The organism is Massilia sp. DD77 (assembly GCF_036961685.1).
Taxonomy (GTDB): Bacteria; Pseudomonadota; Gammaproteobacteria; order Burkholderiales; family Burkholderiaceae_D; genus Telluria.
This window is the reverse complement of the sequence record NZ_JBAMDH010000007.1, coordinates 65189-78665: the sequence shown is the minus strand read 5'-3', so window position 1 is coordinate 78665 and position 13477 is coordinate 65189. Positions and strand designations below refer to the sequence as shown.

The following is a 13477-nucleotide window of genomic DNA, read 5'->3' as shown; positions in this document are numbered from 1 at the left end:
CCACGATGCGCTTCCTGCTCAATCCCGCGTCCCGGCGCGACAGCTTGCCCGCGCTGCTGCTGCTGGCGCCCTTTGCCGTGGTCTTTCTGCTGTTCTTTTTCCTGCCGGCCCTGGAGACGTTCTGGCTGAGCCTCACGGAAAGCAGCCTGACCCGCACCAACGCCTTCGTCGGCCTGGGCAACTACGCCACCCTGGTGCAGGACCCGTCCTTCTGGGCCGCGCTGCGTCACACGTTCTACTTTGCCCTGCTGACGGTGGTGCCGCTCACGGCCCTCGGTCTGGTGATGGCCCTGCTGGTCGACCGCTTCGTGCGCACCCCGAATCGAGCTATAGGTTCATGGCTGCAGGGCGCCTTCTTCCTGCCCTATGTACTGCCGATTTCCGTCATGACCCTGATCGCCGACTGGATGCTGCAGCCCTCGTCGGGCGTGGTGAATCATGTGCTGGGCATGCAGCGCGCCTGGCTGGCCGACCTCACCTGGGCCATGCCGATGGTGGCCATCGCCACCATCTGGTGGACGGTGGGCTTCAACATGCTGATGTTCCTGGCCGGCCTGCGCAACATCCCGGCCGACCTGTACGAGGCGGCTGCCCTGGACGGGGCGCGCGGTTTCACCCTGTTCCGCACCATCACCTGGCCGGCACTGCGGCCCGTGGCCGGGATGGCGATGGTGCTGCAGCTGATCGCCTCGATGAAGATCTTCGGCCAGACCTACATCCTGACCACCGGCGGCCCTTTCAACACCACCCGCGTCACCTTGCACTACATGTTCGAGACCGCCTTCACCCAGAGCGACGCAGGCTATGCGGCCGCCATCGCCATGGCCTTCGTGCTGATCGTGGTCGTGCTTTCGCTGGCCCAGGCGGCCTTCGTACGCTGGCTGGACGGGAGGAGGGCATGAGGGCGCGCTCAGGCTTGGGCTGGACCCTGGGCGGCGCGCTGGCCGCGCTGCTGCTGGCCGCCATGTGGGCGGCGCCGCTCCTGTGGGCCGTCAGCACCGCGCTGCGGCCGGAGCATGAGACCGTATCCGCCGTGTTCCGCTGGCTGCCCCAGGACTGGACCCTCGACGCCTTCCGCAAGGTGCTCGCAGCCGGCAACGTCGGGCGCTGGCTGTTCAACAGCGCGCTGGTGGCGCTGCTGGTCACCGTGATCACGATGGCGCTGTCGCTCATGGCGGCCTACGCCTTCTCGCAGCTGCGCTTCCGCGGGCGCGGGCTGCTGTTCGGCGCCGCCATGCTGGCCTTCCTGGTGCCTTTCGAGGCCCTGCTGGTGCCGCTGTTCCGCATGATGAACCAGCTCGGCCTGATCAACAGCTATGCCGGCATCGTCCTGCCCCAGGTGGTGGCGCCCGTGGTGATCTACGTCTTCAAGGGCTTCTTCGACGCGATTCCGGCCGACTTCCGCGAGGCGGCCGTGATGGACGGCGCGGGACCGCTGCGCATCCTGTGGAGCGTCTACCTGCCGCTCTCCGGCAACATCGTGTGGGCGATGGCGATCGTCACCTTCATCGGCGCCTGGAACAACTTCCTCTGGCCCTTCATTATCGTCACCTCGAACGACATGATGACGATACCGCTGGGCCTGACCCAGACCTACGACGCCTTCGGTGTGCGCTACGCCCAGCTGATGGCGGCCGCGCTGCTCGGGGCGCTCCCGGTGGCGCTGGCCTATGTGCTGTTCCAGCGCCGCGTCACCCACGGCTTCCTGGCCGCCACCGGCCTGAAAGGATAAGACCCATGGCGAATGTGCGCCTGTTCGGCATCACCAAGCAGTTCGAGGACAACAGCGTCATCAAGGGCGTCGACCTGGACATCGCGGACGGCGAATTCGTGGTGCTGGTCGGCCCTTCCGGCTGCGGCAAGTCGACGCTGCTGCGCATCATCGCCGGCCTGGAAGAGGTCAGCTCGGGCACGGTGGAAATCGGCGACAGTGTGTGCAACGACGTCGCGCCCTCGCAGCGCGGGATCGCCATGGTGTTCCAGAGCTACGCCCTGTATCCGCACATGACGGTGGCCGAAAATATGGGTTTCGCCCTCAAACTGGCGAAACTGCCGCGCGAGGAGATCGCCGAACGCGTCGCCCGCGCCGCCGAGATCCTGCAGATCACGCACCTGCTGGCGCGCCGGCCCAAGGCCTTGTCGGGCGGCCAGCGCCAGCGCGTCGCGATCGGACGCGCCATCGTGCGCAAACCCCAGGTCTTCCTGTTCGACGAACCGCTGTCCAATCTCGATGCCGCCCTGCGCGGCCAGACCCGGATCGAGCTGGCCCGGCTGCACCGGGACCTGGGCGCCACCATGATCTACGTGACCCACGACCAGGTCGAGGCCATGACCCTGGGCCAGAAGATCGTGGTCCTCAACGGCGGCCGCATCGAGCAGGCGGGCACGCCGCTGGACCTGTACGAGCATCCCGCCAACCGCTTCGTGGCGGGTTTCCTCGGTTCGCCGCGCATGAACTTCCTGCCCGGGATGCTGGCCGGCGAGGAGGGACGCGAAGTCCTGGTGCGCCTGCCCAACGGCGCCGCGGCGCGCGTTGCGGCCGAGGTGGGGCGGGCGCCGCCGGGCGCCAGGGTGGCGCTGGGCGTGCGGCCCGAGCACCTGCGGGTGGCGCGCGCCGACGAACTGCATGGCGCGGTGGGCGCAGCTGGAGCGATCCCGGCCGACGTCGCCCTGGTCGAATACCTGGGCGACGCGACCATCGTCTATGCCCAGGTGGCCGGGGTGGACGAGATGGTGGCCATCAAATGCCGCGCCGACGAAGCCTGTCCGCAGCGCGGCGAGCGGGTGGCGCTGGCCTTCGATGCCGCGCGCGGCCACCTGTTCGACGAGGAGGGCGTCGCCTTCGCGCGCCCGCCGGCGGAATGAACGGACGCGGAAGCGGAAGCGGGAGCGGAAGCGGCCGCCCGCGGCGGCCGACCATGACCGACATCGCCAAGCTGGCCGGCGTGTCGCAGTCCACGGTGTCGCTGGTCATCAACCAGATGAGCGGGGCCAAGGTGAGCAGGGCGACGCGTGATGCGGTGCTGCGCATCGCGCGCGAGATCGGCTATCCGCTCGAACGCCACGCGCTGCCCGCCACGCCGCGCGAGCGCAATCTGATCGTCTACCTGAGCGACGAACTGGCGACCAGCCCGCATGCGATGCAGACCATCGAGGGCGCGCGCGACGGCGCCTGGGAGCAGGGCTGCCTGCTGGCGGTGTTCGCCACCTGCGGCGACCCGGCCCACGAAGGCGCGGTGCTGGCGCGCATGCTGGCCGATCCCGGCCTGCTGGGCGTGGTCTACGCCACCATCTTCACCCGCGCCGTCACCTTGCCCGCCCAGCTGGACGGGGTGCCGGCGGTGCTGCTGAACTGCCATACGCGCGACCGCCAGTATTCCTCGGTGGTGCCGAGCGAGGTGCTGGGCGGCTTCGCCGCCACCCTGCACCTGGCGCAGGCGGGCCACCGGCGCATCGGCCTGGTCAACGGCGAAGGCTGGATCGAGGCGGCCGCCGAGCGCCTGAAGGGCTACCGCCAGGCCCTCTCGACCTGCGACATTCCCTTCGACCCGCTGCTGGTGCGCGAAGGCGACTGGCAGGTCGGCAGCGGCTACCGCCACGCGCTCGACCTGCTGTCGCTGGCCGATCCGCCCACGGCCCTGTTCTGCGCCAACGACCTGATGGCGGTCGGCGCCCTCGAAGCGGCCCGCAAGCTGGGCCGCGAGGTGCCGGAACAGGTGTCGATCGTCGGCTACGACGACCAGGACCTGGCGCGCTACACCACCCCGCCGCTGACCACAGTGTTGTTACCAAACTACGAAATGGGGCGCTGGGCGGTCCAGGCGCTGGTCGACCAGACCCGTGCCTCGGTGGTCCGCCGCACCAGCATCAAGATGGATTGCCCTCTGGTGGAGCGCGAATCGGTGGCAAAAATCGCCTGATTCCGGCCCAGTTTTTCGTGTTCTCGGGTGCGCCGTTGCAAAAAAATTTCGGTTAGGTTTTTGTCTAGTTGGTCATATTTATGACTAATAAAAATATTCATATCGGTAACCGGCTCCTTCCCCGGCGCCGGCACGGACCGCAGAGAAACCAGGAGACACGATGACGACCCTGAAACTCCGGCCGGTGTGCGCGGCCATCACCCTGCTCGCCGCCCACGGCGCTTTCGCACAGTCCCAAACCACGGAACCGGCCGGCGCAGCGCCTGCGCCCGGCGCCGCGGCCCCGATCCAGACCGTGCAGGTCACGGGCCTGCGCGCCGGCATCCGCTCGGCAGAGGAGATCAAGCGCGATGCTGAGCAGGTGGTGGATTCGATCAACGCCGACGACATCGGCAAGTTCCCCGACCGGGCCGCCGGCGACGCCCTGCAGCGCATCGCCGGCGTGCAGGTGGGCCGCGACCGCGGCGAGACCAGCAGCGTGATCATCCGCGGCCTGCCGGACGTCGCCACCACCATCGACGGCAACGAGATCTTCACCGGAACCGGGCGCCGCCTGTCGTACCAGGACTTGCCGGTGCAGTCGATCGGCGGCCTGGACGTGTACAAGTCGGCCACCGCCAACCAGTTCGAGGGCGGCATCGCCGGCGCCGTCAACGTGCGCCTGCGTTCGCCCTTCGACGCGTTGAAGCCGAACCAGGGACAAATGCTGAGCGGCTATGTGGAAGCGCGGCGCCAGGAAGTGGAAGGCTCCGAAGGCCACAAGACCAAGACCAACCCGGGCGTGGGCGTCCTGGCCAGCAACCGCTGGAAGACCGGCGTGGGCGAGATGGGCTTCCTGGTCGACGTCGCCTGGAACAAGGAGCGCTGGGGCTATCCGGTGCAATGGGTCGACCGGCCCGACCGCATCTTCTCGGTCAGCCCGGACGGCACCGCCACCCGTCTCAACGACGACCAGCCGATCGCGCCGCTGCGCCCGGGCGACCGCCTGGGCGAGCTGCCCAACATCGGCGGCATCTACAACGCGGGCGACCGCGAGCGCGGCAGCATCCACGGCGCCTTCCAGTGGAAGATCAGCCCCGCGCTCGAGTTCTCGACCCAGTACCTGGGCACCAGCTACCGCGGCCGCAGCGAAGTCGACTACATCCTGAACATCGCCACCTGGACCCCGCGCCTGAGCAATGTGGTGCTGGCGCCCGAGGGCGACTACTGCGCCACCCCGAACGGCATGATCTGCCCGATCCAGTCGGCCTTCGCCGCGGCCGCGCAGTTCGGCGGGCCCTACGACTGGGATCCCTATACCGCCACCAGCACCTGGGGCGTCAAGGAACGCACCGACACCCACTACCTGAACTTCGGCCTGCGCTACCGCGAGGGCGCGCTCTCGGTCGATTCAGGGCTGGCCTTCACGCGCTCGGACTTCATCAACGACACCGTGATCGTCGACCAGCAGATCCCGGGCGCCAGCTCCAATGTCTACACCTATGGACGGGACGGCCACGGCGGCTACAACGCCATTACCACGCCCACCAGCGGCAATCCGCTGCGCGACCCCAACCAGTTCGTGCTGCGCGGGATGGTGCAGAACTGGGGCGAGTCGCAGGGCGAGCAGGCCCAGTTCCGCAGCGACGCCGTGTGGCGCCTGGATGGCGGCTTCATCAACGCCCTGACGGGCGGCATCCGCCTGTCCACGCGCGAGGTTTCCTTCCACGGCGCCGAAGGGCACAGCGACGTCGCCGGCCCGGTGCGGCCCTCGCCGGTGGCCGCCTTCGGTCCTTCCTTCCAGAAGCTGGTGCCGGGCCTGGACCGCCTGGGCGGCCCCTGGTATACGCCGTCGCGCGACTTCCTGATCGACCAGGCCGACGTGGTGCGCGCCTTCTACGGCGCCGGCGCCGGCCGCGTGCCGGACGACCCGATGCGCCTGTTCGAGCAGCGCGAGCGCAGCGCCACCCTGCACCTGGGCGCGCGCTTCAAGACCGAACTGGCGGGCGTGGGGGTGTCGGGCAACCTGGGCGTGCGCGCGGTCAAGGTCAAGCGCAAGCTGGAAGGGAATATCCGCATCGGCGACACCATCAGCCCGGTCGACCTGTCGACTTCCGAGACCAACGTGCTGCCGAACCTGTCGCTGCTGGCCAACTGGACCGACAAGCTGCAGTCGCACTTCAGCGTCGGCAAGACCATCACGCGGCCCGAATTCGCCTCGCTCAATCCCGCCTTGTCCCTGATCCCGCCGACCGTCAACGCGCCCGGCACCGGCTCGGGCGGCAACCCGAACCTCGACCCGACCGAGTCGATCAACAGCGACGCCACCCTCGAGTACTACTTCGAGAACAATGGCTTCGCCCAGATCGCGCTGTTCCACCGCGACATCGACGGCTACCTGCAGAACTTCGAGCAGTCCGAAGTCATCAACGGCCAGACCTACCGCATCACCCGGCCCCAGAACTCGGGCAAGGGCAAGCTGAAAGGCGCGGAGTTCGGCATCCAGAAGTTCTTCGACTTCCTGCCGGGCGCCTGGAGCGGCCTGGGCGCCCAGTTCAACTTCACCTGGATCGACGGCGAGAACCAGACCCGCACCGCGCTGAACGGCGGCGACTTCACGACCACACCGCTGGTCGGCGTGGCCCGCCAGAGCTACAACTTCGCACTGCTCTACGAGCGCGCGGGCTGGACCGGGCGCCTGGCGGCCACGCGGCGCGGCAAGTACGTGGAGCAGATCGCCGAGCCGCGCTTCGGACAGGACCGCACCGTCAAGGCCTCGACCTATGTCGACCTGAGCGTGGGCTATGAGCTGAACAAGAACCTGAGCCTGCACTTCGACGCGATCAACCTGACCAAGGAGCGCTACGAGAGCTACCTGGGCGACCCGGTCCGGCCGCGCGACATCCGCTACTCGCCGACCACCTACGGGCTGAGCCTGCGCTACCGCATGTAGGAGGAGCCCATGGCGACCACGTACACGAATCCGGTCTATCCGGAGATCATGGCCGACCCCTTCGTGCTCCGCCACGAGGGGCGCTACTACGCCTACGGCACCGCGCCCGGCAGCGCCGCGGGCGGGCGCTTTCCGATCCTCGGTTCAAGCGATCTGGTGCACTGGGAACATCTGGGCTATGCCATCGACCAGCCGGGCGAGGACCACTTCTGGGCGCCGGAGGTGGCCTTTGCGGAAGGAAAGTTCTATCTCTATTACTCATCGGGCGACGAGGAAGGCCGGCACCACAAGCTGCGGGTGGCGGTCGCGGACGACCCGGCCGGGCCCTTTGTCGACGCCGGCGTGCTGCTGGTGCCCGGCCAGCCGTTCTCGATCGACGCCCATCCGTTCCGCGACCACGACGGCCAGTGGTACCTGTACTACTGCGTCGACTTCCTGGAAGTGGAGGACGACCACCGGGTCGGTACCGGCATCGTGGTCGACCGCATGCCCGAGATGACGCGGCTGGAAGGCAAGCCGGTGCTGGTGGCGCGTCCGCATGCCGACTGGCACCTGTTCAAGCGCGGCCGCGCGATGTACGACGCGGTCTATGACTGGCACACGGTGGAGGGGGCAAGCGTGCTGCGCCACGGCGGCCGCTACTACTGCTTCTACAGCGGCGGCGCCTGGGAGCGCGAGAACTATGGCGTCAGCTATATGGTGGCCGACCATCCTCTCGGCCCCTGGGAGCGGGCGCCCGAGGGCACCGGGCCCCTGATGGGTTCACGCGCGGGACATGTGATCGGGCCGGGACACAACTCGTTCACGGTGTCGCCGGATGGGAGCCAGACCTGGATCGTGTATCACGCCTGGGATGTGGCCATGACGGGGCGGAGGATGTGCATCGATCCGCTGGTGTGGGAAGGGGATAAGCCTACGACGCCGGGGCCGACCTGGACGCCGCAGACCGGGCCCGCATAAGCTTTGCCGGCTTCCTCTGCACGTCGTACGCGCCACTGGCGCCTACGACTTCCGGCGGGAATCCAAGTTCGTAGAACAGCCGTGACGCATGCGAACTTGGGCCCCGGCTTCGCCGGGGTGACGGTCTTGCGTGCGGTGGCTGGAGGCGAGGCGCCGGAACGCTAGCCGGCCAGCCGCGGCGCGCTCGGTGCCAGCAGATCCCGCACCGCCTCCAGCGGCGCCGGCCGCGCCAGGTAATAGCCTTGCGCCTCGTCGCACGAGGCCGCGCACAGGAAGTCCAGCACCTCGGCCGTTTCGACCCCCTCGGCCACCACCGCCATGTTGAGCGCGTGCGCCATGCCGACGAAGGCCTTGACGAAGTCGAAGGCGGTGATCGTGTCGTCCTGCTGCATCACGAAGGAACGGTCCAGCTTGAGCACGTCGATCGGGAACCGGCGCAGGTAGGCCAGGCTGGAATAGCCGGTGCCGAAGTCGTCCACCGCCAGCACCAGGCCCAGTTTCTTCAGCTCGCGCAGCATCGAGGCGGTGTGCTCGATATCCTCGATCAGGGCGCTTTCGGTCAGCTCCAGCTCCAGGCAGGACGGCGGCAAGCCCGTGCGCGCCAGCACGTCGCGCACCTCGGCGCCGAAGCCGGGCTGGGCCAGCTGGCGCGCCGACACGTTGACCGAGACCCGGATCGGGCGGCCGTACTCGTCGATCAGGCGCCTGGTCTGGGCGCAGGCCTCCTGCAGCACCCAGTGGCCGATGGCCGCGATCATCCCGGTTTCCTCGGCGATGCCGATGAACTGCTGGGGCGGCACGCGCCCGCGCTCAGGGTGGTTCCAGCGGATGAGGGCTTCCATGCCGACCGGCTCCATGCTCCGCAGGTCGACGCGCGGCTGGTAGTGCAGCTCGAATTCACGCCGCGCCAGCGCGGGACGCAGCGAGACCTCGAGCGCCATGCGCACCTGGGTTTCCACGGTCATCTCCGGCTCGAAGAAGCGGTAGCGGTTGCGCCCCGACGCCTTGGCGCGGTACATCGCGGTGTCGGCCGACTGGAACAGGGTCTCGCGGGTGCGCGCGTCGCGCGGATACATGCTGATGCCGATCGACGCGCCGACGATCACCTCGTGGCCGCCGACGATCACCGGCATCGTCATCGCCTCGAGCAGCTTGTCGGCGATGCGCGCCGCGCCCGCGGTTCCGCTGGCGCAGGACGCGGCCACCACGAATTCGTCGCCACCCAGGCGCGCGACCAGGTCGCCGGCGCGGGTGGCGCCGCTCAGGCGGCGCGCCACTTCGCACAGCAGCACGTCGCCCATCTCGTGGCCGAAGGAGTCGTTGACTTCCTTGAAGCGGTCGAGGTCGAGGAAGAGCACCGCCACCGATTCCGCCGGCGGGCAGCGGTCCAGCATGTCCTGGATGCGCTCGCCGAGCAGGGCGCGGTTCGGCAGGCCGGTCAGGGTGTCGTGGGTGGCCAGCTCGCGCAGGCGGCTCTCGGCCAGCTTGCTTCCGGTGATGTCGGCCATCAGGCCGGTCAGGCTGGTCAGGCGCCCGTCCGGGCCGCGCTCGGCATTCCCATTGAACAGCACGTGCAGGTGATGGCCGTCGCGGTGGCGGATCACCGCCTCCAGTCCCTGCAGGGTGGCGATGCCGGCTGCGTTCTGGCTGAGAGCCTGCCACGGGAAGGCAAGGAACAACTCGTTCAGCGGCTGGCCGATCAGCGCCTCGCGCGCATGGCCGGTGAGGGCGCATAGGGCGGGATTGACGTCGGTGAGTACACCGTCGGCGTCCGCCACCACGTAGCCGGCTGGCGTCATCTCGATCACTTCGCGGAAGCGCCGCTCGCTGTCGCGCAACTGGTGTTCCGCCTGTTCGCGGTCGCTCAGGTCGCGGATAATGGCCAGGAAGAGCTCCTCGCCGGCGTCCTCGATGCGCGAGATGTGGACTTCGGCGGGGAAACTCGAGCCGTCCTTGCGCAGCTTGCGTGTGCGCAGCAAATGCGGGCGACCAGCGCGAAGCGCCTGGCCGATGGCAGACAGCGTGGCGCCGTCGAGCCTGAAGTCGTTGACCTTGCTGCCGATGAATTCTTCCTCGGTGTAGCCGTAGCAGGCGCAGGCCTGGCCGTTCACTGCGACGATCGTCAGGTCACGGTCGATGATCATGATGCTGTCGCCGGCCTGCTGGAACAGGCTGCGGAAGCGCTGTTCGCTGGCGCGCACTGCGGCTTCGGCCTGGCGCTTCTCGGTGATCTCGTGGAAGTAGACCGACAGGCCGTCCTCGTTAGGGTAGACGCGGACCTCTAGCCAGACCGCGTGCGGTTCCCAGAATACCTCGAAGTTGCGGGGCTGCCGGCTCGCCATCGCTTCCATGTAATGCACCAGCGTCTCGGAGTGTTCGAGCTCCGGCGCGACCTCGAGGAGCTGGCGTCCGATCGCCTGGCCCAGCTCCACGCCGACGAAGGCTCCCGCCCTTTGGTTCGCGTAGGTGATGCACCATTGCGCATCGACGGCGAAGAAGGCGTCGCCGATGCTCTCCAACATGGCGTCCAGCCTGTCCTTGGAGCGGCGCAAGGCATCGCGGTCGCGCTGCTGTTCGGTGATGTCGCGCGCGGTGGCGAACATGCACTGCAGGTCCGGGGACCACCGGGCCGAAATCGACATCAAGGCTACGGCGCCGTCCTTGCGCACGAAATGGAGCTGGACGTCATGACGTGCGGGCGATTCGACACGCAGGCTGGCGTCGATCGCGGCCGCATGCATGCGGTCGTCCGGGCGCACCAGCTCCCCGTAATGTCGCCCGATCAGCTCCTCGGGCGCGTAGCCCAGCAGATCGCGCGCGGCGGCGTTGACGCGCAGGAAGCGGCCTTCGTGATCGAGCATCGCCAGCAAGTCCAGCGAATTATCGATCAGCGCGGAATTCTCTTCGGCCAGGACGGCTGGCTGGTGCGGTGGGTGTCGGGTATCCAAGATGAACCAGGGTGCGCGGCGGGCGCTTGGGCCGTGCCCGGCCAGGGAGGGTCGGGCATCGTGCTGCCGAGTATATATCAGTGCCGCGTGGAAACTGTCTCCGGACCCTGGACGGCGATGCGTTTACGCTACATTGGGCCCACTTGTAGACAGGCTGTCTATACAGAGCGGCAAGGGATCCGCCTGCCGGCTCCGCAGGATGCCATCCTGGCAGGCCCGCGCCGTTCATGGACGGGCGACCGGGCCTTATTCGTCGCCGTCCTCGCGCGCTCGCTTCATGGCGACGAAGTCGCGTTCGAACATTGCATGCAGTTCGTCGTTGGCGCGCTTGGCCAGCGAGACATACTGCTCCCGGTCCTTGTAGTAAGGGTAGACCGCGTGCACGCTTTGCAGGTTGTGCTCGCGGAAGCGCATCGCGGCCTGGCGCGAGAGGTAGGCGCCGAAGCCCAGCTGCTCCATCACCTTGCGTCCCATCATGAGGGCCGCCTCGAAGGTCTCGCGCTCGATGACCGTCACGCCCAGGTCCATCAGCTCGTAGTAGTGGGTGATGTTCCGGGCGCGCGCCAGGATGGTGAGCTCCGGATACTCGCGGCGCACGGCCGCCGCCAGCTTGAGGCTGTCGTCGATGCCGTCGATCGCGATCACCAGGGCGCGCGCCTTGCCCACGCCCGCGGCGTGCAGCAGGTCGATCCGGGTGGCGTCGCCGTAGAACACCTTGAAGCCGAAGTCGCGCAAGGTATCGATGTGGTCGGGGTCGTGGTCCAGCATGGTCAGCGGCACCTGGTTGGCGTGCAGCAGGCGGCCGACGATCTGGCCGAAGCGGCCGAAGCCGGCGATGATCACATGGCCCTCGTTGGCCTCGATGTGGTCCGCCTTGCGTTTCTTCTTCTGGCCGTTCCAGCGCGGCTCCAGCACCCGGTCGTACAGGATCAGCAGCAGCGGCGTGGCCATCATCGACAGCGCCACCACGACCACCAGGATCGAAGCCGTCTCGGCGGAAAAGGCGCGGGCCGCGGCGGCGGCGCCGAACACCACGAAGGCGAATTCGCCGCCTTGCGCCAGCAGGAAGGCGAACAGGGTGCGCTGGCGCCCGGCCATTCCGAAGGCGCGCGCCAGCAGGTAGAGCACCAGCAGCTTGAGGACCAGGAAGGCAAGCGCCATGCCGACGATGCGCCAGGGCTGGGCGAAGAACACCCCGAAGTCGACCGACATGCCGACCGCGATGAAGAACAGGCCGAGCAACAGGCCCTTGAAAGGCTCGAGATCGGTCTCGAGCGCATGGCGGTATTCCGAATTGGCCAGCAGTACCCCGGCCAGGAAGGCGCCGAGCGCCATCGACATGCCGATCCACTGCATCAGCAGCGACACCGAGATCACCAGCAGCAGCGCGAAGGCGGTGAAGATCTCGCGCATGCGGGTACCCGCGATCACGCGCAGCACCGGGCGCACCAGGTAGTGCCCCACCGCCAGCAGGCCCAGGATGACGGCCGCCGGCTTGAGCGCGCCGGCCCAGCCGCCGTGCGGATCGGCGTCGCCCGCGCCCAGCACCGGCACCAGGGCGATCATGGGGATGGCGGCGATGTCCTGGAACAGCAGGATCGAGAAGCCGGCCTGGCCGGCGGGTGTAGGCAGCAGGTTACGTTCCTGCATCGTGGTCAGGGCGATGGCGGTGGACGACAGCGACAGCCCGAGGGCGGCGATCAAGGCCACCTGCCAGGAAATGCCGGCGGCCCAGGCGGCGCCGAACAGCACGAGCGCCACACCGCCGACCTGGGCCGCGCCCCAGCCGAAGATCGAGCGCCGCAGGGACCACAGGCGCTGCGGTTCGAGCTCCAGGCCGATCACGAACAGCAGCAGGACCACGCCGAACTCGGAAAAGTGCAGGATGGTGTCGACGTCGCTGATCAGGCCCAGGCCCCAGGGACCGATGGCGATTCCCGCCAGCAGGTAACCGAGCACCGCGCCAAGGCCGAGGGCGCGCGCGAGCGGCACGGCGATGACGGCGGCCGCCAGGAAGACCACGGCGACGGTGAGCACGTTATGCTCCATGCGCGACTCCTTCCCGCGCGAGGCGTGCGAGATGCCCGGCCAGCAGCGCGCGCAGCTGCTCCGCATGCGCGTCGACGGTCTGGGCGTCGGCGCCGTCGGCGCCGTAGAACACGTGGGGGTCGATCCAGCGCATGCCGCAGGCGCGCGCGGTCTGTTCCAGCGGCGCCAGGTACTCGGCCAGCGGGCGCCCGTGGCGTGCGCCGGGCTGGTAGTCGCCAGGCTGGCTGGCGCAGCCCACCGCGGCCCAGCATGACTTGCCGGCCAGGCGCGCCTGCGCGCCAGGCTCGGCCCACTCGGGCTTGAAGACGGTGTCGAACCATTCCTTGAGCAAGGCCGGCATCGCGTACCAGCTCAGCTGGAAGGCGAAGACCACCAGGTCGGCCTCCTTCAGCAGCGTGCGTTCGCGCCCCACGTCGATATACAGGTCCGGGTAGAGCTCGTACAAATCCTGCACCACGACATGGGACAGGCTGCGGGCGGCTTCGCCGACCCGGCGGCTGATACGGGAGCGGTGCAGGGCGGGATCGGCGAAGACCACCAGGGCGCGCGGCGATAAGGACATGCTGGCTTGGCTTTCAATCATTGTTGCCTGATTGTACATCCAGCGGCGGGCAGGCGGATGCGCGTCCCGTCCTACAGCTACTTCACCCGTGCGCCTATTGCGGTTT

Annotated in this window: 9 protein-coding genes; 6 read left to right on the top strand and 3 right to left on the bottom strand. The window is 68.3% G+C overall.

Features of this window, described 5'->3' with window-relative positions:
* The first annotated feature begins 5 nt into the window (after positions 1–5).
* The 6 genes from V7778_RS05540 (at position 6) to V7778_RS05515 (ending at position 7812) form a co-directional block, all read left to right on the top strand.
* The gene (locus V7778_RS05540) at positions 6–902 is read left to right on the top strand and encodes a carbohydrate ABC transporter permease (protein ID WP_335552585.1); all 897 of its coding nucleotides are present in this window, start codon (positions 6–8) and stop codon (positions 900–902) included.
* Positions 899–1732 (top strand): carbohydrate ABC transporter permease, encoded by an 834-nt coding sequence (locus tag V7778_RS05535; RefSeq protein WP_335552583.1) that lies wholly within the window; start codon positions 899–901, stop codon positions 1730–1732. Before V7778_RS05540 ends, V7778_RS05535 begins: the two co-directional genes overlap by 4 nt.
* A gap of 5 nt (positions 1733–1737) precedes the next feature.
* On the top strand, positions 1738–2865 hold the full coding sequence (locus tag V7778_RS05530) for an ABC transporter ATP-binding protein (protein WP_335552581.1): 1128 nt from the start codon (positions 1738–1740) through the stop codon (positions 2863–2865).
* 53 nt (positions 2866–2918) lie between these two features.
* A complete protein-coding gene (locus V7778_RS05525) occupies positions 2919–3920 on the top strand; it encodes a LacI family DNA-binding transcriptional regulator (RefSeq protein WP_335552579.1) in 1002 nt (333 codons plus the stop codon).
* Between the two features lie 160 nt (positions 3921–4080).
* The gene (locus V7778_RS05520) at positions 4081–6852 is read left to right on the top strand and encodes a TonB-dependent receptor (RefSeq protein WP_335552577.1); all 2772 of its coding nucleotides are present in this window, start codon (positions 4081–4083) and stop codon (positions 6850–6852) included.
* A gap of 9 nt (positions 6853–6861) precedes the next feature.
* Positions 6862–7812 (top strand): glycoside hydrolase family 43 protein, encoded by a 951-nt coding sequence (locus V7778_RS05515; protein WP_335552575.1) that lies wholly within the window; start codon positions 6862–6864, stop codon positions 7810–7812.
* Between the two features lie 161 nt (positions 7813–7973).
* Here the strand turns inward: V7778_RS05515 and V7778_RS05510 are convergent, their stop codons facing one another.
* The 3 genes from V7778_RS05510 to V7778_RS05500 form a co-directional block, all read right to left on the bottom strand.
* Positions 7974–10760, bottom strand: coding sequence for a bifunctional diguanylate cyclase/phosphodiesterase (locus tag V7778_RS05510; protein WP_335552573.1), 2787 nt, complete (start codon positions 10758–10760; stop codon positions 7974–7976).
* Positions 10761–11006: 246 nt separating this feature from the next.
* Positions 11007–12809 carry a glutathione-regulated potassium-efflux system protein KefC gene (gene kefC / locus V7778_RS05505; RefSeq protein ID WP_335552571.1) on the bottom strand — a complete coding sequence of 601 codons (1803 nt, stop codon included), beginning with the start codon at positions 12807–12809 and terminating at the stop codon, positions 11007–11009.
* Entirely contained in the window at positions 12799–13371 is a 573-nt protein-coding gene (locus V7778_RS05500; RefSeq protein ID WP_335552569.1) for an NAD(P)H-dependent oxidoreductase, read from the bottom strand. Before V7778_RS05500 ends, kefC begins: the two co-directional genes overlap by 11 nt.
* Positions 13372–13477 lie beyond the last annotated feature (106 nt).